This window comes from Ruegeria sp. 6PALISEP08 (genome assembly GCF_001238295.1).
Classification (GTDB): Bacteria; Pseudomonadota; Alphaproteobacteria; order Rhodobacterales; family Rhodobacteraceae; genus Ruegeria.
Genome location: NZ_LGXZ01000001.1, coordinates 352610 through 371340 on the forward strand (window position 1 = coordinate 352610; position 18731 = coordinate 371340).

At 57.7% G+C, this 18731-nt stretch carries 15 protein-coding genes; 6 read left to right on the forward strand and 9 right to left on the reverse strand.

Annotated elements, in window-relative coordinates; translation table 11 throughout:
• Positions 1-60 precede the first annotated feature (60 nt).
• The gene (locus ALB80_RS01815; RefSeq protein WP_050602567.1) at positions 61-585 is read left to right on the forward strand and encodes a hypothetical protein; all 525 of its coding nucleotides are present in this window, start codon (positions 61-63) and stop codon (positions 583-585) included.
• 21 nt (positions 586-606) lie between these two features.
• On the forward strand, positions 607-4065 hold the full coding sequence (mfd, locus tag ALB80_RS01820; RefSeq protein WP_050602300.1) for a transcription-repair coupling factor: 3459 nt from the start codon (positions 607-609) through the stop codon (positions 4063-4065).
• A gap of 148 nt (positions 4066-4213) precedes the next feature.
• Here the strand turns inward: mfd and ALB80_RS01825 are convergent, their stop codons facing one another.
• The 4 genes from ALB80_RS01825 to ALB80_RS01840 form a co-directional block, all read right to left on the reverse strand.
• Positions 4214-5872 carry a tetratricopeptide repeat protein gene (locus ALB80_RS01825; protein WP_050602301.1) on the reverse strand — a complete coding sequence of 553 codons (1659 nt, stop codon included), beginning with the start codon at positions 5870-5872 and terminating at the stop codon, positions 4214-4216.
• Between the two features lie 58 nt (positions 5873-5930).
• Positions 5931-7139: a multidrug effflux MFS transporter gene (locus ALB80_RS01830; protein ID WP_050602302.1), complete on the reverse strand. Its 1209-nt coding sequence runs from the start codon at positions 7137-7139 to the stop codon at positions 5931-5933.
• Positions 7140-7215: 76 nt separating this feature from the next.
• On the reverse strand, positions 7216-7875 hold the full coding sequence (locus ALB80_RS01835) for a DsbA family oxidoreductase (RefSeq protein WP_050602303.1): 660 nt from the start codon (positions 7873-7875) through the stop codon (positions 7216-7218).
• Positions 7872-9389 (reverse strand): class I adenylate-forming enzyme family protein, encoded by a 1518-nt coding sequence (locus ALB80_RS01840; protein WP_050602304.1) that lies wholly within the window; start codon positions 9387-9389, stop codon positions 7872-7874. The genes ALB80_RS01835 and ALB80_RS01840 overlap by 4 nt, the downstream gene beginning before the upstream one ends.
• 65 nt (positions 9390-9454) lie before the next feature.
• Between ALB80_RS01840 and ALB80_RS01845 the strand changes: the two genes are divergently transcribed.
• On the forward strand, positions 9455-10078 hold the full coding sequence (locus ALB80_RS01845) for a helix-turn-helix domain-containing protein (protein WP_050602305.1): 624 nt from the start codon (positions 9455-9457) through the stop codon (positions 10076-10078).
• On the opposite strand, the gene ALB80_RS01850 is transcribed toward ALB80_RS01845, so the two are convergent.
• Together ALB80_RS01850 and ALB80_RS01860 are read right to left on the reverse strand one after the other, a co-directional pair.
• Positions 10067-10306 carry a hypothetical protein gene (locus tag ALB80_RS01850; protein ID WP_083445161.1) on the reverse strand — a complete coding sequence of 80 codons (240 nt, stop codon included), beginning with the start codon at positions 10304-10306 and terminating at the stop codon, positions 10067-10069. The genes ALB80_RS01845 and ALB80_RS01850 overlap by 12 nt on opposite strands.
• Before the next feature lie 554 nt (positions 10307-10860).
• Positions 10861-12690: an extracellular solute-binding protein gene (locus tag ALB80_RS01860; protein ID WP_083445162.1), complete on the reverse strand. Its 1830-nt coding sequence runs from the start codon at positions 12688-12690 to the stop codon at positions 10861-10863.
• Between the two features lie 301 nt (positions 12691-12991).
• On the opposite strand from ALB80_RS01860, the gene ALB80_RS01865 reads away from it, so the two are divergent.
• Together ALB80_RS01865 and ALB80_RS01870 are read left to right on the forward strand one after the other, a co-directional pair.
• Positions 12992-13765 (forward strand): 3-hydroxybutyrate dehydrogenase, encoded by a 774-nt coding sequence (locus ALB80_RS01865; RefSeq protein ID WP_050602308.1) that lies wholly within the window; start codon positions 12992-12994, stop codon positions 13763-13765.
• Positions 13766-13829: 64 nt separating this feature from the next.
• Positions 13830-14855, forward strand: coding sequence for a patatin-like phospholipase family protein (locus tag ALB80_RS01870; RefSeq protein ID WP_050602309.1), 1026 nt, complete (start codon positions 13830-13832; stop codon positions 14853-14855).
• Here ALB80_RS01870 and ALB80_RS01875 read toward each other — a convergent pair whose 3' ends face one another.
• From ALB80_RS01875 to ALB80_RS01885, 3 genes are all read right to left on the reverse strand, one after another.
• Positions 14856-15533, reverse strand: coding sequence for a DUF502 domain-containing protein (locus ALB80_RS01875; RefSeq protein ID WP_050602310.1), 678 nt, complete (start codon positions 15531-15533; stop codon positions 14856-14858).
• 78 nt (positions 15534-15611) lie between these two features.
• Complete coding sequence (locus ALB80_RS01880; protein ID WP_050602311.1) at positions 15612-16523, reverse strand: pseudouridine-5'-phosphate glycosidase; 912 nt, start codon at positions 16521-16523, stop codon at positions 15612-15614.
• Complete coding sequence (locus tag ALB80_RS01885; RefSeq protein WP_050602312.1) at positions 16520-17413, reverse strand: PfkB family carbohydrate kinase; 894 nt, start codon at positions 17411-17413, stop codon at positions 16520-16522. Before ALB80_RS01885 ends, ALB80_RS01880 begins: the two co-directional genes overlap by 4 nt.
• A gap of 169 nt (positions 17414-17582) precedes the next feature.
• Here ALB80_RS01885 and ALB80_RS01890 point away from each other — a divergent pair, with 169 nt between their 5' ends.
• Complete coding sequence (locus ALB80_RS01890) at positions 17583-18725, forward strand: HupE/UreJ family protein (protein ID WP_050602313.1); 1143 nt, start codon at positions 17583-17585, stop codon at positions 18723-18725.
• Positions 18726-18731 lie beyond the last annotated feature (6 nt).

Genomic DNA, 18731 nt, shown 5'->3' on the forward strand with positions numbered 1-18731 from the left:
GTATCAATGGACGCGCCGCCGCGATATACCCCCCTGAGTTGTTTGAATAAAGGGTTGGGTTTGGACTGGTATTCTTCGATCTTTGAATTCATCGACATGCGCAGCTTTTCGAATCTGTGGTACTGGATTGTACTGGCGGTGGTCTGGTCGTCAGCCAGCCATTGGGTGATGGGTATCCCGTATGACCTGGTGGTGCGTGCGCGACGGATCGGCGGTCAGGTTGAGATCGATCTTCTGGACATCGTGCGCATCCACACGAACCGGATATTGCTGATCGTCGACATGTCGGGCACTATCCTTCTGGCGTTTGTGTGTTTCTTACTCACGGGTTTGGCAACGCTGGGCTTTTATTACGAAGTCGAATTTGCCCAAGCGGTGTTTTTGTTGGTGTTCCCGATGACATTGGTTCTGCTGGTGAACATTTCGCAGGCACGACGCCTGCGGCGACAAGAGCTAACGCTTGAGACCGTTTCCAAGACCATTTCCCGCTGCAGGCTATATACCCAGATCATCGGCATGATCTCGATACTGGTCACTTCGTTCTGGGGCATGTATCAGAACATTTCGATTGGTGTTCTTGGGTAGCAAAATCTGAAAGGCGAGGCGATGAAGGCTCCGAACCACGTGACAGTTGGCGGCGCCCCCGAAGGGTTTGACGCACAGCTTGTGCTGAACGAAATCGCCCGCAGCGATGGGCCAGTGGCCCATGTCGCACGTGATGACAAACGGATGGAAGCGATGCGCGCTGCGCTGGCCTTCTTTGCCCCCGACATGCCGGTCTTTGTGTTTCCGGGTTGGGATTGCCTTCCTTATGACCGGGTATCGCCGAATGCGGATATTTCGGCGGCAAGGGTGGCCACGCTGGCGGCATTAGTCCACCAGATGCCGAAGAAGTTCGTATTGCTGACCACGCTCAATGCCGCCACCCAACGTGTGCCGGCGCGTGAGGTTTTGCGCGAGGCGGCGTTTACCGCCCGTGTTGATCAGCGCATCGATGAGACCGCGCTCAGGAATTTTCTGGTGCGCATGGGGTTCACTCAAAGTCCCACGGTGATGGAGCCCGGCGACTATGCCATTCGCGGTGGCATCATCGACATTTTTCCTCCCGGAGAATCCGGCCCCGTTCGTCTGGACCTGTTCGGAGACGTTCTGGACGGCGCGCGCCGTTTTGATCCGGTGTCTCAGCGCACGACCGAAAAGCTGGATGTGGTTGAGCTTGCGCCTGTGTCCGAGGTCATTCTGGACGAGGCCGCCATCACCCGATTCCGCCAGAACTATCGCATCGAATTTGGCGCGGCAGGCACAGATGATCCGCTCTACGAAGCAGTCAGCGCGGGTCGTAAGCACCAGGGTATTGAACACTGGCTGCCGTTTTTTCACGACAAACTTGAGACGCTGTTTGACTATCTTCCGGACGCCACGATCACCCTTGATGATCAGGTCACGCCTGCGCGATTGGCGCGGTGGGACACGATTGTCGATCAGTATGAAACCCGGCGTCTGGCGCTGGAAAACCGGTCCCGTATGGATACGGTTTACAAACCCACCCCCCCGGGTCTGTTGTACCTCGATGATACCGCTTGGGAGGCGGCGGTCGCAGATCGCCGGGTGATGCAGTTCAACCCCTTGCCGCAGGCCTCTGGCCCCGGAGTCATTGACGCGGGTGGTCGGATCGGGCGCAACTTTGCCCCGGAACGCCAGCAGGAAAACATCAGCCTGTTCGGCGCTTTAGTCAGCCACATCACAGCCAAGCTCGACAAAGGCCCGGTGCTGATCGCCTCTTATTCAGAAGGCGCGCGCGAACGTCTGACCGGTTTGATCGAGGATGAAGGTCTGGCCGAGGCCATACCTGTGTCCAATGGCACCCGCATCGGCAAGCGTGGTTTGCATTTGGCCGTCTGGGCGCTGGAGCATGGGTTTGAAACCCCGGGTCTGACGGTCATTGCCGAACAGGATGTTCTGGGTGATCGCCTGATCCGCCAACCCAAGAAGCGCCGCAAAGCTGAAAACTTCCTGACAGAAACGCAATCGCTCACTCCAGGCGATCTGGTTGTGCATGTGGACCACGGGATCGGGCGCTACTTGGGGATGGAGGTCGTCACCGCAGCTGGTGCCGCTCATGAATGCCTGCTGTTGGAATATGCCGAGCGGGCCAAGCTGTACCTGCCGGTGGAGAACATCGAGCTTCTGTCGAAATACGGCCATGACGAAGGGCTGTTGGATCGTCTGGGTGGCGGCGCGTGGCAGGCCAAGAAAGCCAAGCTGAAAGAGCGCATTCGAGAGATGGCGGATAAGCTGATCCGCATCGCGGCGGAACGCGCCCTGCGAAAAGCCCCGGTCATAGACCCGCCACCCCACGCGTGGGAGGAATTCAGCGCGCGCTTCCCGTATCAGGAAACCGACGACCAGTTGCGCGCGATCTCGGATGTAATGGAAGACATCCATTCAGGCGCACCGATGGATCGCCTGATCTGCGGCGATGTGGGCTTTGGCAAGACCGAGGTGGCGATGCGCGCCGCCTTTGTCGCCGCCATGTCGGGCGCTCAGGTGGCCGTCGTCGCGCCAACTACCCTGTTGGCGCGCCAGCACGCGGCAAGTTTCAAGGAACGGTTCCGTGGCTTCCCGCTGGAGGTGCGGCAACTGTCGCGTTTTGTTTCCGCGAAAGAGGCGCAGCAAACCCGCGATGGGCTGGCACGCGGCACTGTGGACATCGTGATCGGTACCCATGCGCTGCTGGCCAAGGGCATCCGTTTCAACAATCTGGGTCTGCTGATCATCGATGAAGAACAGCATTTTGGTGTGGGCCATAAAGAACGGTTGAAGCAACTGCGCAGCGACATCCACGTTCTGACTTTGACCGCGACCCCAATTCCACGGACATTGCAATTGTCTCTGACCGGCGTGCGCGATCTGTCGATCATCGGCACGCCGCCCATCGACCGGCTTGCGATCCGTACCTATGTCAGCGAGTTCGATGCCGTCACGATCCGAGAGGCGCTGCTGCGTGAACACTATCGTGGCGGTCAGAGTTTTTATGTTGTGCCCCGCATCTCGGACTTACCTGAAATCGAAGACTTCCTGAAAAGCCAACTGCCGGAACTGACCTATGTGGTCGCCCATGGTCAGATGGCGGCGGGCGAGCTCGACGACCGCATGAACGCGTTCTACGACGGCAGGTATGACGTGTTGCTGGCCACGACCATTGTCGAAAGCGGGCTGGATATACCCACCGCAAACACCATGGTCGTGCACCGGGCGGATATGTTCGGACTGGCGCAGCTCTATCAGATTCGGGGTCGGGTGGGGCGTTCGAAAACGCGTGCCTATGCATACCTGACCACCAAGCCGCGCCAGAAACTGACCGCGACTGCCGAGAAACGCCTGCGGGTACTGGGGTCGCTGGACACACTGGGGGCCGGGTTCACACTGGCTTCTCAGGACTTGGATATCCGTGGTGCGGGCAACCTGCTGGGCGAGGAACAGTCCGGCCAGATGCGCGATGTAGGCTATGAGCTTTATCAGTCAATGCTGGAAGAGGCGATTGCCAAGATCAAAGCGGGTGAGATGGAGGGGTTGTCAGATGCAGACGATCAATGGGCCCCGCAGATCAACCTAGGCGTGCCGGTTCTGATCCCCGAAGACTACGTTCCCGATCTGGATGTGCGTCTGGGTCTTTATCGTCGTCTGTCATCGCTCTCGACCAAGGTTGAACTGGAGGGTTTTGCTGCCGAGTTGATTGATCGGTTCGGGAAGTTGCCGAAAGAGGTCAACACGCTGATGCTGGTCGTTCGCATCAAGGCCATGTGCAAACGCGCCGGAATTGCCAAACTGGACGGTGGCCCGAAGGGCGCGACGATCCAGTTTCACAATGACAAGTTTGCTTCGCCTCAGGGGTTGGTCGAATTCATCCAGAACCAACGGGGCATGGCCAAGGTCAAGGACAACAAAATCGTGGTGCGTCGTGATTGGAAAAAGGACAGCGACAAAATCAAAGGTGCCTTTGCTATTGCGCGCGACCTTGCTGAGAAAGTGATCGCAGAAAAGAAAAAGGCCAAGGCTGGTTGAGATGGCGGAAGGGGGCTCTGCCCCCGCTGCGCGTCCCGCGCATCTCCCCCGTGATATTTGCGGCCAGATGAAGAAGCGGATCCCAGCTTCATCTGGCTAAAAATATCCCCGCCGGAGGCATCGCGCGGCAGCGCGATTTTAAAACACGTCAATCACGCATTGCAGCCTGCGCGCAGAAACAGGACGCTGCAACCGCCCGATCTGCCCGGGCCAGAGCCAGATCCAAGCGTTGTTTGATCTGCAGGATTTCAACACCTTCCCCACGGGCTTTGAGACAATCGTGCAGCCCCTTCAGGCTCCACACGTTGTCGGGGTGGATTGAAGCGCGGCTTAGGGAGCCGCCAAGGCCAAGATCTTCGCGATAAACAGCCTCTGCTTCTGCCACGTGACCTTGTTCGAACAGCAAAGCGCCAAGCGCGTGGCGGGTGGGCTGCATCCAGCCCCATGGTTCGTCATAGGGCAGGGTATCGTCCAGTTCGACCGAGCGGCGCAGATGGGCAAAGGCGATTTCGAAGTTTCCCTTGCGATATTCGATCTCGCCGCGCAGCATTTCCCGCGCAATCTCGAGCAAGTCGATCACGCGATTATTGTGCAGCCTGCGGGTTTCCGGGACGCATTCTTTGGCTGCAAGAAACAGGTTTTCTTCAGCTTCGGCACAGGCAATATCGCCGGTTGCGGCATGAGCGATTGCCCGGGCGTAGTGGGTCGTGGCCGTCAGTGTTCGATACAGGTCCGGATCGGAGGGCAGATCCAGCGCCTTGGCCTCTTCCCACCGGCCAAATCGGATCAGGATATGCGGTCCCATGGACATGTAGCTTTCAAAGTAATCCGCCATGGGCGGGCTTTCGATACGCAGCATTTCTTCGGGCGTCGTATCCCACAGGCCCTGATTGGCGCGCAGAGCGGGTTCGATCTGTCCCAGAAACAGTGCGCCGTAGATTGCGAAGTGATAGTTGTGTTGGCGATAGCCGGTGTAGATGTTGAACGCGCCTTCGCGTTCGTAGTACTTCAAGTCAGCTTCCGAGGCTTTTTTATTCCAGTGCACCACATTGTGGTAATGGCCACACAGCACATCAATGTGCGTTGGCATATGCACCAGATGCCCCGCATCCGGTACCAGGGTACGCAGAACATCCCCAGCTTTCAGAGCTTTTTCCGGCGTGGGCGACATCTCCATCAGGTGGACATAAAGATGCAACAGGCCGGGATGTGACATGGCGGCGGCATCGTTGGCCATCGCCCATTCCAGCGCCTCTTGGGCTTCAAGCGTGGCTGCGCCTTCGGCGGGTTGCCCGGTTTTCAGATCCCACATCTTCCAGGGTGTCAGATTCAGCAACGCTTCGACATAGATTGTGCGCAGGTCGAGGGAACCGGGCTGTGCCGTAAATGCTGCGCGCATCGCGTCAGCGAAATCGTGATCCCACTGATGCATATCCTCGGTCTGATCCCTCTGCGGGTACCGCGCGGGTAGCGCCCGGATCAGCGCCTGCTGAACGGGCGAGCAACCTTCGGCCAACTTCAGCGCGTTTTGCGTTGCATCATATGCCAGCGCCAGTGCTTTGCCGCGACCACGCTCATCCTGCAAATCCCACGGCAGGTTGTAATTGGGACCTGCCGCATAGGCCACGCCCCAATGGGCCATGGCGCATTTGGGGTCATGCTCGACTGCGCGTTGAAAACAGACGACGGCTTCTTCGTGGTTATATCCATAGGTCCAGTTCAGGCCTCGATCGAACCACAGTTGCGCCTCGGGATCGGACGTGGAAACAGGGCAGGTGTAACTGCCCAGATCGTAATAGTCACTCATCGGAAATTCTCCCTTCGGCCTTTGCCAAGGGTAGCGTGTTTCCAACATGTTGCCCAGATCAGGCGGGCAGGTGTTCCTCGACGCGACCCATATGCAGCATCAGGCCAAAGGCCAGAATACACATGGTCAGGATGCCAAATGTCAAAGGTACGATGGAGCCATCAAACAACAATCCGATTGGTGCGGCTATGGCTGCAGCCAGTACCGTTGAAATCGATCCGATGACCGAGGCTGCCATTCCGGCAATATGCCCCATTGGTTCCATTGCGATGGCGTTCAGGTTGCCCAACGTTACACCAGCCATGAAAAACACCATGGTCTGCCAGAAAACAAACAGCGCAAATGAGGCGTCTGGCGAAAGGTGCGTGGCGCTTAGTGTCATCACAAAGGCGGTGATCAGGATTTGTCCCCCCAGTGCCCATGTTACCATCCGGCGCATGCCCACGCGCACGACAAGCGCCGCGTTGAGCAAGCTGGCCGACCCGGACATCAGTGCCACAAACCCAAACCAGAACGGAAAGCTATCGGCGCGGTCATGAACTATATCATAAACCGGCTGAACCATCGTCAGCATGGTGAACAGCACCCCCATACACAGGGTCTGAACCATGATCGAAAGGCGGACGGTCGGATGGGCAAACATTTCTTTCGTGGCCGAGAGCATCAGCGGAAAACGGAATGGACGACGGTTTTCACGTGCCAGAGATTCCGGTAGGCGAACGCCCATCCAAGAGATGATGACCAACGCAAACAGAATGAAAGACACAAAGATCCCGCGCCAGCCAAACAGGGCGATCACACCTGCGCCCAGCATCGGTGCGGCTGCTGGTACCAATGTGAAGATCATCATCGCAATCGAGATGATCCGCGCCATTTCGCGACCCGAATACAAGTCGCGAATGATCGCCATGGCCACCACGCGCGGGCCAGCCGCGCCCAGCCCCTGAACCACACGTGCGATCAATACCAGTTCCAGTGAGGAGCTGGCCCAGGCAACAGCTGAGGCCGCAATGTAAAGGGCTGCGCCACCGTAAATAACTGGCTTGCGTCCCAGAGCATCTGAGAGAGGGCCGGTAAAAAACGTTCCGATCCCCATCCCCAACACAAACGAGGTCAGGATCAGTTGCGCCCGATTGACATCATCGGGGCTGAGCTGCGCGCCGATTTCGGGCAGAGCAGGCAGCATTGAATCGATCGAAAAGGCGATTGTGGCGAACATCATTGCAATCAGCGCAATGAATTCTGCCTTCGACATGCGGTCGGCCATGAAGAACTCCTAACCCGTTCGCGCTATCACGGCGGATCAGGTTAGACCAGACTGGAAATTCGCACAGACCTCTGTGCTATTCTGCAGGGGAAGCCTCAATCTGAGACATGATCTCGGCGATCACTTTTTCCCACATCTCAGGGGGTTGCGCACCGGGAACAGCGTGTTGGTTGGCCACGATGTAGGTGGGAACCGAGCTGACGCCCATCTGGCGAGAATGCGTGTCCCGGTTGCGAATGTCTTCGCGGTCGGCGTCAGATTTCAGCAGTTTCAAAACCACGGCAGCGTCCATTCCAGCGCTGTCGGCGATGTCGGACAGAACTTCGTGGTCGCCGATGTCACGGGCTTGCACAAAATAAGCGTCGAACAGGGCATCGACGACAGCGTTCTGTTTGTTTTCAATCCCGGCCCAATGGATCAGGCGATGTGCATCCAGCGTGTTGGGTGTGCGCTTCATGCCTTCGAAGTCGATCTTCAGGCCCGCATTTTCCGCATTTTCCACCACAGGGGCATAGGCTTTTACAGCGCCGTCCTTGCCGCCGAATTTGCGCTCAAGATATTCGCGCCGATCCATGCCTGCATCCGGCATGTCCGGGTTCAGCTGAAACGGATGCCATTCGATGACAAAGGGATGATCCGGAACATTGGCCAATGCCTTGTCCAGATGGGTTTTGCCGATATAGCACCACGGGCAGATCGGATCGGACAGGATGTCGAGCTTGACGGTCTGGGTCATTTGGTTGGTGCCTCGAAATAGGCCGGCAACGCCCGGCGCAGGAGTTTGCCATTGCCGCCAGTTGGCAGGGCAGGCAGGTGGATGAAGGCACGCGGTTGCTTGTAGCGGGCCAGGTTGGCCTCGACATAGGCGCGCAAGGCCGCATCGTCCAGCTTTTCCGGACCGGTATAGAAGGCTGCTATCACAAATGTGTCTGGTTTGACCTCGACCGCCGCGGCGCCGACCTGTGTGATGCCTGGAAAGCGGGACAGCGTGGCTTCGACCTCGACCGGGGACACGCGATAGCCACCTGCGTTCATCATGTCATCATCGCGGCCCAGATAGCTGATCTGGCCGTCCACCGCCATCGCGCCCTGATCTCCGGTCAGAAACCAATCTCCTTGCATCCGCGCGTCAGCTTCGTCGGGCGCGTTGAGATAGGTCAGCATCAATCCGGGGTCCGAGCGGTGAATGGCGATGGTGCCTTCTTGTCCTTGCGGCACCGGGCCGTCTGAACCCAGGATGGTCACACGCCGCCCCGGTTGCGGTTGCCCCAAAGCGTCGCCACGCGCGGGGTGGGACGGGCTGGAAGAGATAAAGGTCGAGCATTCGGACATGCCGTAGGCTTCGAACAGGTCGGTTCCGGTGGTTTTGACCCATTTCTCGTGCAAAGGACGCGACAGTTTCTCACCCGCGCACAAGCCGTGGCGCAGGTCGGGCAAATCCGTCTGCTCGGACCCTTGAAGCATCTTGCGATATACACCGGGGGCTGCGGCAAAGATCGTAGCGCGATGCTGGCGCAGCAAGGTGGGCAGGGTGTCGATATTGGTGCCGGGTTCCGGGATCAGGGCTGTTGCGCCAATGGTCCACGGATCCATCAACCCGGTGCCCAGCGTATAGGTCCAGTTGAACGCGCCCGCGTGGCACAACCGGTCGCTCTCTTGCAGTCCATACCAGCCATCGACCATCATTTGCCGCGCCCAGATCGCCCGGTGGGCATGGGCCACGGCGCGTGGCTTGCCCGAGGTTCCGGACGTGTAGACCACGTAAGCCATCCGCTCGGGATCGCCCATATCAAACACAGCGGGTGGCAGGTTGCGCATGGCTGTAAGTGCATCCAGCTTGATTTGCCTGGGATGTGACGCGCAGGTAACGTCGGGATCGCGCAGAATAACCGCCGGAGACAGATCTTCGATCAATTTGGCGGTTTCGGGCACCGTCAGTTGCGACGATGTCGGCACAGGTACGATACCCACGGATATCGCGCCAAGGTAGGCGATGGGGAAATCGACTGTATTTCCCAGCCGCATCAATGCGATATCGCCGGGTTTCAGACCGGCTTGCAGCAACCCTGCGCCGGTGCCCAATACCGCGGACTTCAGGTCGCGATAGCTCCAATTTTGCACCTCGGTTGTGCGCAGCACAGACAGGGCAATCTTGTCTGCGAGGCGATCCGCCTGACCCAGAACATGAGCGGCCAGGTTGAAGGGCGTGGGGCAGGGCGCAGGCGCCCCTTGATCGAAGATGGACAACATGTCCTCTGGCTATCGCGGAGCTTGCTGCGTTGCAAGCGCGGCGGACCGGGCCTATAGAGAGGGGCATGAGCACTCAAGATCCCAAATCTCTGATCCGAATTGCCCGTGACTCAGGTGATCATACCGAAGTCGAGCCGCTGGACCTTGGTGCGCGCGTGCGTGAGCTGCGCAAGGCGCGGAAATGGACGTTGGAGCAGGCCGCCACTCAAGCCGGATTGGCGCGTTCGACGCTCAGCAAGATCGAAAACGGGCAGATGTCGCCCACATATGATGCGCTCAAGAAACTGGCGATCGGCCTAGAGATTTCAGTACCGCAGCTCTTTACGCCGCCGCAGCGCGATCAGGTGATAGGACGGATGGCCGTGACCCGTACCGGCGAAGGAGCGGCCCATGCCACGACAACTTATGAACACGAGCTGCTGGCCGAGACGCTGACGAAAAAGCAGATGTTGCCTTATCGCGCTCGGGTCAGGGCGCGGTCGATGGACGAATTTGAAGGTTGGGTGCGCCATGATGGTGAGGAGTTCATGTATGTCCTAACTGGAGTCGTGCGGCTTTATACCGAGTTTTATGAACCGGTCGAAATGCGTAGGGGCGACAGCGCCTATTACGACGGCAGCATGGGGCACAACGTCATGTCCGTCAGCGACGAAGACGCGACGATCCTTTGGGTTACATCACTTGCGTAACGACGCGTGGGTGTATTCGCGGTTCAGGCCCTCTGTAAACAGAAAATCTTCAACCTCTTCATGCGCCTCGTTTATGGTCAGTTGGTGACGTTCTGCCAGATAGGCTTCGAACCTCTTTCGATCCTTTGCGACACGCATCATGTCCTGATCACGCAAGTTCGGAAAGCGCCGTTTTGCTCGCGCGTAGGCCGCGCTCCAGTCTTGTGTAAGATCTGTCCAGTTCATCATCAATGAGCTTTCCTTTTGTAGTCATTAGGACTGCTCTCCCCCGAAATAGCGTACGGAAACGTTGCCGTTAGGTAAGACATGACAAAATGTCGCACCTCTGGATTGGGTCATTTGACGGGGAATGTGCCCGCTGCGAAACCTCCGCAACGGGCGAGTGGGCCAAGACTTGGTGTGAGTGGTGGTAGGCCCGAATATCCAGCAACCGGCAAGACCAGACAGAGTCTAGTGCGTTGAAAGTAAAAAAAAGTCTATCTGCGTCTAACCTGTGTTGTATGCCGTATACACAAGTCTTGATCGCCAACCAAAGGTTTTCGCAAGATTTCGCGCATTCGCTATCCCGGGGTGATGGATTTCTCAGCGCATTGGACGTGGCGAAAGTGTTCACGCGATTTCTTGTGTTGATAGCGCGACTTGTCAGCATTCCCGTACCGGCGCAGTGGAACCGGTTTTTTTGGGTCTGCAATCAGCAGGAAATTGCCTAAATCACATCCGCTTTGGTGAACCTCTCAGGAACCCGACCAGGGTCATGCCGCCCCCGGTCGCTGTGTGTGGTCTTAATTGGCCTCGTACCACCAGACCTCGGGCATGTATTGAGGGCCGTCGCCGTAGATGGGTAAAGTGTCGGGAAACTTGAGCTCGCGGGCATGTGCAATGCGCCCGACATCAAAGCTCCAGATCGGGATGACATAGCGGCCTGCGGTCAGGACGCGGTCCAGTGCGCGGGTGGCCGTGGTGAAGTCTTCGCGCGTTTCCGACGCCAGCATGGCATCGATCATCGCATCAACAGCGGGCGAGGACACGCCCATCAGGTTGCGCGTGCCTGGTGTGTCAACAAACTCACTGCCCCAGTAGAATCTCTGTTCATTGCCCGGAGACAACGACAGGGCGCGGCGGAATGGTGTCATGTCGAAATCAAGTTCGTTCATGCGCGAGGTGTATTGCGCGTCATCGACCTTTTCGACCACCAGTTCAATGCCAAGCCGTTTCAGCGCGCCAGCGTAAATCTCGGCGATCGTGGTGACATCCTGCACAACATTCAGACTGCCCTGGCTGATCACCATTTCAATCCTAAACGGGCGGCCTTCAGTGTTTTTCAACACGCCATCCTGAACGGTCCATCCCGCATCTTCCAGAAGCTTGACCGCCTTGCGAATGTTGCGTCTGTTCCGTTCCGAGCCGTCGCCTTGCGGCAACTCGTACCCCTCCAGCGTGCCGGGTGTCAGGTCTGCCTCAAATGGCTCTAGCAAAGCACGCACCGGTTCGCTTGCCGGTCCCGGTTGCATCGCCAGATCAGAGCCAGAGAAGTATGAAGAAATACGCGGCTGTGCGCCGCCTGTGACCGTGTCGTTGATAAACTCGAAATTGAAGGCAAGGGTCAGTGCCTCGCGCACCCGCCAGTCGTCCAGGGGTGGTTTGCGGGTATTCATCACAAAACCGGTCATCCCGGACGGTTTGCCATGGGGGATCTCAGTCTTGATCACGTCCCCGCGCTGAACGGCGGGGAAGTTGTATTGCTTGTTCCATTTGTCGGCGTTGAATTCGCGCACCGCCGAAAGCTCACCGGCTTTGAATGCCTCAAACGCGACAGAGCCATCCCCGTAGAACTCGATCCGCAAGTCATCAAGATTCATGGTGCCGCGGCGAAACGGGACATCCTTACCCCAATAATCCGGGTTGCGACGCAGGTTCACATAGCGGCCTGCCTCGTAACTATCGATCACATAAGGGCCGGTGCCGATTGGAATATCCTGCAACTTTGCGTTTGCAAAATCCTTCCCTTCCCATTGCGCCTTTTGCAGGATCGGGCGCATCCCGGCCAGCAAAGCCAGTTCGCGATCCGGTTCGTTGAACGAGATCCGAACCGAGCGTGGGCCAGTCTGTTCAATGCTGTCGATTTTGCCCCACAGCCCGCGATAGCGCAGATGACCTTCGGTCCCGAGGGTTTCATAGGACCAGATCACATCCCCGACCGTAACGGGGCTGCCGTCGGAAAAACGCGCCTCTTCGCGCAGGGTGAATTCGACCCAGGACCGGTCTGGTGCCGCCTCAACTGATTCGGCTAACAGCCCGTAAAGCGTAAAAGGTTCGTCCCAGGACCGCCCCATCAGGCTTTCATGGGTCCAGAACGGCAATTGCCACGGAGAGGTGCCTTTTTGCAAAAACGGGTTCAAGCTGTTATAGCCGCCGGTATTTCCGAACACGGCTTTGCCGCCTTGGGGCGCATCCGGGTTGGCATAAGGGAGGGACACAAAATCCGGTGGTAGGGCCGGGTCCCCATACATAGCTATGCCATGAGACGATTCTGCATGGGCGACAGACATAAGAAAAACGCTGGCGATTCCCGCCGCAAATGGTCGAAACGGTCGGAGAAAATCCGGGCTCATTTTGGAAACAATCCTGCTCTGGCCTTATTTTGTTGGAGATCACCGTAGTGATGATTTTTCTTATTATCAAACTTTTAGCTTGGACGAAGGCACAGAATTGCTTATAAAGGTCTTACTGCTCGATAGGTTTCTTGCCTGTATGAAACCTGCCTCAATAACTTAACGCCCGCTTCGTGCGGGCGTTTTTTTTTGGCAGATCGGGATGTCTCAGCCTGGGATTTCAATTCCATATGTTTCCCCGTTTTCTTTGCAGGTGCAGCATGGCATGGTGCGCCAGGACATCGCATCAGGGAGATCGGTCATGAGCATTTCCGGCAAAACGGCAATCATTACAGGATCAAATTCAGGTATCGGTCTGGGGGTCGCGCGCGAGTTGGCCAAGGCAGGGGCCAACGTGGTTCTGAACTCATTCACCGACCGGGATGAAGATCATGCGCTGGCCGCAGAGATTTCAAAAGAGACCGGAACCAATGCGCGCTATATCAAGGCGGACATGTCCAAAGGCGATGAATGCCGTGCGCTGATCGAACAGGCGGGGGCCTGTGATATTCTGGTGAATAACGCGGGTATTCAACATGTCTCTCCGATCGATCAGTTCCCGACCGAGAAATGGGACGCGATTATTGCGATCAATATGAACTCGGCCTTTCACACCACAGCCGCAGCGCTGCCGATGATGCGCAAGGCGGGGTGGGGCCGGATCGTCAATATTGCTTCGGCCCACGGTCTGACGGCTTCGCCATACAAAGCGGCTTATGTCGCGGCCAAACACGGTGTGGTCGGGATGACCAAGACCGTCGCGCTGGAAACCGCGCAGGAGCCGATCACCTGCAACGCAATCTGTCCGGGTTATGTTCTGACGCCTCTGGTCGAGGCGCAGATCCCTGATACGATGAAAGAATACAACATGAGCCGCGAAGATGTTGTGAAGAATATTCTGCTGGAGCGGCAGCCCTCGAAGGAATTTGCCACTGTCGAGCAGTTGGGCGGCACGGCCATCTTTCTGTGCTCGGACGCGGCGGCGCAGATTACCGGGACGACGATTTCGGTCGATGGTGGCTGGACCGCGCTTTGAGGATCTATGGGGGCGCTGCCCTCATACCCCCGGAGTATTTGGGAAAAGATGAAGGGGCCGGGACATGAAGCGGATCAATCTGGCTTTGCAAGGGGGTGGGGCGCATGGCGCCTTCACTTGGGGCGTGCTCGACCGGCTGCTGGATGAAGAAGACATCGAAATTGCGGCCATTACCGGTACGTCGGCGGGGGCGCTGAACGGGGCGGCGTTCAAGTCGGGTATGGTTCATGCCGGGCGCGATGGGGCACGAGCAAGTCTGGATGGGTTGTGGGCGCGCATGGGCGCGATCGGCGATATGCGCATGACCGACTGGTTCCGAGGGGTGGAACCAGCGGCGATTTCAAGGGCAATGGAGTATTCGGTGCCGTATTCAATAGGCGAGGCGTGGTCGCGGATGGTGTCGCCTTACGCCTATGGTCCGTTCTACAGCAATCCGTTGGAGTCGGTTGTGGATCGGTTCAACTTTGCCGAAGTCTGTGCCGATGAAGGTCCGCGCCTGTTTGTTTGTGCCACCTGCGTACGGAGCGGTAAAATCCGCGTTTTTACCGGCGACGAGATTTCGACCAACGCCATTCTGGCCTCGGCCTGCCTGCCGAGCCTGTTCAAGGCGGTTGAGATTTACGACCCCAAAACCGAGCGGACCGAAGCCTATTGGGATGGGGGCTATACCGGAAATCCGGCGCTGTATCCTTTGTTCGATAGCGATCTGCCAGATGACGTAGTGATCGTGAATATCAACCCGCTGGAACGCGACGAAGTTCCCGTTACACCGCAGCAGATCCAGAACCGGATCAATGAGATCAGCTTCAACTCTTCCCTGTTTCGCGAGCTGAGGGCGATCAATTTTGTTCAAAGGCTGTTGCAAGACGGCAAGCTGAAACCCGGAGAAATGACCCGCGTTCTGGTCCACATGATTGCGGACAACGAATTGATGAACAGTTTGTCCGTTGCAACCAAGACAGTGCCCAACCCGGTCATCCTGCACAAGCTGAAAGAGGCCGGGCGCGAGGCGGTGAATGGATTTCTTGCCAATCACAAAGGTGATCTGGGGCAGAACAGTACAGTTGATTTGCCCGCGATGTTTGGCTGATCACTCGGGCGGCTGGGTCGGGTCTTTTTCGTTGGGGTAAACCAGACCAGCCGAAATCACCAGTTTCGCGGCGTCTTCGATGCTCATATCCAGCAGGATCACGTCTTCGGCGGGGAAGAACAGCAGAAATCCCGAGGTGGGGTTGGGCGTTGTGGGTACGAATATGCTGAGCAATTCGCCCCCGGTTTCAGCGCGTTCGCTGACCTCTCCACGGGCGCTTGTCGAAACAAAACCAATGGCCCAGATGCCTCGGCGCGGGTACTGGATCAGGCAGGCTTTTTCAAAGGACCGTTCGGTTTGGGCAAAGACCGTTTCCGAAATCTGCTTGATCCCGGAATAGACCGACCGCACGACGGGCATGCGATCGACCAGGCTTTCGGCGAAATGGATCAGAGATCGGCCCAGAATACCCTTTGCGATCCAGCCCACGAGCACCGTGAAGATCAGGAAGATCACCACACCCACGCCGCGCAGGTTGATGCCAACATATTGTTCCGGCTGGATTTGTTGCGGAATCAGCGGCAGAACGGCGCTGTCGATCCAGCCGACCACCGACCAGATCAGCCAGACCGTCAACCAGACAGGTGCAATAACGACGATGCCCGTCAGAAAGGATGCGCGCAGCCGTGACAGCAGGCCGGGGCGGCGATGAGGCTCTTCGTCGAAAGGTGTGTTCATTACAAGTCCGAGTGCCAGTTCCGAATGGTTTCCGTGGTTTAGGTAGTCAATCCCTCGCTTTGGTACAATAGGGCTGCGTCAGCCCTGCTGTACCAGCGACTGCGCGATTTTCGCGGCCAGTCGCGCATTGTTGCGCACCAAGGCGATATTGGCGATCAGCGAGCGGCCTTCGGTTTTTTCGAAGATGCGCTGTAGCAGGTATGGCGTCACGGCCTTGCCGGTAATGCGGTGGGCATCTGCGTCGGACTGAGCCTCGGCAATGATGGGGGCCAGTTCTTCGGCCGGAATCTGATCGGCGGCGGGAATCGGGTTGGCAACCAGTTGACCTCCGGGCAGACCCAGCGTGCGACGGGTGGAATGGGCTTTGGCGATGGCTTCGGCGCTGTCCATGCGAAGAGGTGCGGCAAAAGGAGATTTTGCGGACCAGAAAGCCGGGAATTCGTCCTGACCGTAAGCTACGACCGGCACACCGAGAGTTTCCAGAACTTCAAGTGTCTTTGCCAGATCGAGGATGGCTTTGGCCCCGGCGGCAACAACCGTGACCGGCGTATGGCCCAGTTCGTGCAAGTCGGCTGAGATGTCGAACGTTGTCTCAGCCCCCTGATGCACGCCACCGATGCCGCCAGTGGCGAAAACCTCGATCCCGGCATAATGCGCGGCAATCATGGTGGCGGCGACGGTTGTGGCACCGGTGCCCCCGGTCGAGATACAGGCCGCCATGTCGGCACGCGAAATCTTCGCGACACCCTGCGCCTGACCCAGCCACTGCAGTTGCTCGGTCTCAAGCCCGACATGCAGTTTGCCTTCGATCACGGCCATGGTTGCCGGAACCGCACCCGCATCGCGGATGTCCTGTTCGACCTGAGCCGCAACTTCGACGTTTTGCGGGTAGGGCATTCCGTGGGTTATGATGGTGCTTTCCAGCGCAACGATGGGTCGGCCCGCGTCTTTGGCGGCGCGGACCTCGGCAGAATATTGGATGTCGATCACAGTGGGGTTTCTCCGGAAACGTAAGTTGCGGCGGCGTGCAGAGCGCGGGTCAGGGCCTCATCGCTTGATGCGCCACCGGATTCTGAGGCGATGTGGGCCGCCATGAATGTATCCCCGGCACCGGTCACGCGGGTAACCAGAACCGAGGGGGGTGTTTGGGTCAGGATTTCATCGGCATCGCCGACAGTGGCCGAGCTACCGCCATCGGTGACCAGCACGCGCAGCGCACCGCGATCCAGCAGGCCCTTGGCGGCAGTCTCAGAGTCGGTGAATTCACGCTGACACAGGATGCCAGCTTCTTCGAGGTTTACATAAAGCGTGGCGCGGGCGTGCTTCAGAAAGGGCAACAGCCGTTCCGCTTTGCCGGGCGAGGCAGGGGCCACGCGCAGGTCGGCACGGGCAAAAGCAGGGCTTTGGGCAATTTCTTCCAGTAGGTCCAGCGTCAGGTTGCCGTCCAGTGCGATGGGGCCTTCAAACGGCGTGTTCTCATCGCCCAATGGTCCGTGAATCAAAGGGCGCAGGATCTTTGCGCCTGCGGCTTCCAGCGAATGCGCATCTGCAATGGCTGCAATCAACCCGTTTGCACCTTCGACGGCCATATAGCGGTCGGTTGGCAAATCCTGAGAGCGATAGATGTGATCCGTGATCATGCCCAGACGCGAACAGGAATGGACAAGCTCCTCACCCTCGGGGTCGCGTCCGATGGCGGTCAGCAGGGTAGGGGTCATACCAAAGCGCACCAGAGTCATGGCGATGTTCATCGCAACGCCGCCGGGCAAGCGGGTGATCCGCCCCGGTACGTCTGAACCATGCCGCATGGCGCTGGCCGATCGTCCGATTACGTCCCACAGGACCGAACCGATACACAGGATATTGCTGTTCTGAGTCATAGAGATGTCATGCCGCAGCGGTGATGCCCGTGCAAGTCAGAACGTTACCGCCACCAGATATTCCCGAACTGCCGGGCATTTGCACCTTTTGAACTTGCGATCTGAGGTGAGCGCGGGGACTATTGAGCACAATGATTGTTGATTTGGTTCTTTTACCGGAGCGTTTCGTATGAATGGCCATGTATTCCATGCCATCCTTCGTGTTTGTATCTTCTTTGTCCTGAGTTGTTTCTTCGTTGCATTCGTTTCTTCAGGCCCGGTCAGGGCGCAGTCTAGTTCACCCACCGTAATTGACTTCTGGATTGCCGAGGAAAACCTGTTTCTAAAAGTTAGTTTGAATGCCGAAGCGCTTTTGCTCGGGTTTGATCCGGCACGGCACGAGGCGCTTTCTGGTGATCCGCAGTATCTGTCCTTGCGGCGTATGGCATCGTCAGAGTTGGAACCACAAATCATACAGTTTATGAAAACTTGGGTACAGGACGTCGTTGTGGAGGTGCCCGAGCGTGTGGCACTGACTTTGGAAAGTATAAGCATTCCTGAAGGCGGCGATGAGGAAACTGCGCGTGTTACCAACCTCTTACTGGCGGCGCCTCTTTCGGATCAAACCTCAAACCTGCAATTGCGCTGGCCGATTGACGGCGGGCCGATCGTGCTGCGGCAACAGGGTGTTACGGCCCCATATACCGGTTACCTGACGGCCGGTGAAACCAGCCCGCTCATACCGTTGCGGGGCGGGGCGTCCCTGACTCCGCAACAGACGTTACAGACGTATTTTGCGCTGGGTATCAATCATTTTACACACGCGCCTTTCACGCCCATTCTGCTTGCCCTCAGCCTTGTGTTTCAGTCCCTATCCTTGCGGTCCGTCACGGTGCAGGTGCTGTTTCTGTCAGCTGGCGTGTTCCTCGGGCTTGGTTTGGCTGTCTACGACGTGCTGAACCCGATCATCCATGTTCAAGCCCAAGTGCCGATAGCGTTCATCATTATTCTGGCACTGTGGAACCTGGTGGTACGCCGGTTGCAGGTCGCGCGGCTCTTGACGGTTTTTGCAGGGGGAACAGTGTTTGGATTTGGGTTGGCAGCAGCACTGAGGGTCATCGGCGTGCCGCCGGACCATCAGCTTCCAGCCATTTTGGGTTTCGGGGCCGGGGTTGTTGTGCCGATTGTTCTGACGGCATCAGCTGCGTTTGGTCTGACTCTGTTGCTTGCGGGTGAGTCGCATAGAACCCGCAGTCGGATTTCCGCTCTGGCCTCGATCCTGATAGCGGGGCTCGGGGTGTATTGGTTGGCCGAGCCCTGGATGCTGGGGTGATGCTGG

Excerpts from the sequence above, each read along its gene's own strand:
- ALB80_RS01830 (WP_050602302.1), bottom strand. The coding sequence starts at position 7,139 with ATGGCCGACCGCATGTCGAAGGCAGAATTCATTGCGCTGATTGCAATG.
- ALB80_RS01860 (WP_083445162.1), bottom strand. The coding sequence starts at position 12,690 with ATGAGCCCGGATTTTCTCCGACCGTTTCGACCATTTGCGGCGGGAATC.
- ALB80_RS01835 (WP_050602303.1), bottom strand. The coding sequence starts at position 7,875 with ATGACCCAGACCGTCAAGCTCGACATCCTGTCCGATCCGATCTGCCCG.
- ALB80_RS01825 (WP_050602301.1), bottom strand. The coding sequence starts at position 5,872 with ATGAGTGACTATTACGATCTGGGCAGTTACACCTGCCCTGTTTCCACG.
- ALB80_RS01890 (WP_050602313.1), top strand. The coding sequence starts at position 17,583 with ATGAATGGCCATGTATTCCATGCCATCCTTCGTGTTTGTATCTTCTTT.
- ALB80_RS01870 (WP_050602309.1), top strand. The coding sequence starts at position 13,830 with ATGAAGCGGATCAATCTGGCTTTGCAAGGGGGTGGGGCGCATGGCGCC.
- ALB80_RS01840 (WP_050602304.1), bottom strand. The coding sequence starts at position 9,389 with ATGTTGTCCATCTTCGATCAAGGGGCGCCTGCGCCCTGCCCCACGCCC.
- ALB80_RS01885 (WP_050602312.1), bottom strand. The coding sequence starts at position 17,413 with ATGACTCAGAACAGCAATATCCTGTGTATCGGTTCGGTCCTGTGGGAC.
- ALB80_RS01865 (WP_050602308.1), top strand. The coding sequence starts at position 12,992 with ATGAGCATTTCCGGCAAAACGGCAATCATTACAGGATCAAATTCAGGT.
- ALB80_RS01850 (WP_083445161.1), bottom strand. The coding sequence starts at position 10,306 with ATGATGAACTGGACAGATCTTACACAAGACTGGAGCGCGGCCTACGCG.
- ALB80_RS01875 (WP_050602310.1), bottom strand. The coding sequence starts at position 15,533 with ATGAACACACCTTTCGACGAAGAGCCTCATCGCCGCCCCGGCCTGCTG.
- mfd (WP_050602300.1), top strand. The coding sequence starts at position 607 with ATGAAGGCTCCGAACCACGTGACAGTTGGCGGCGCCCCCGAAGGGTTT.
- ALB80_RS01845 (WP_050602305.1), top strand. The coding sequence starts at position 9,455 with ATGAGCACTCAAGATCCCAAATCTCTGATCCGAATTGCCCGTGACTCA.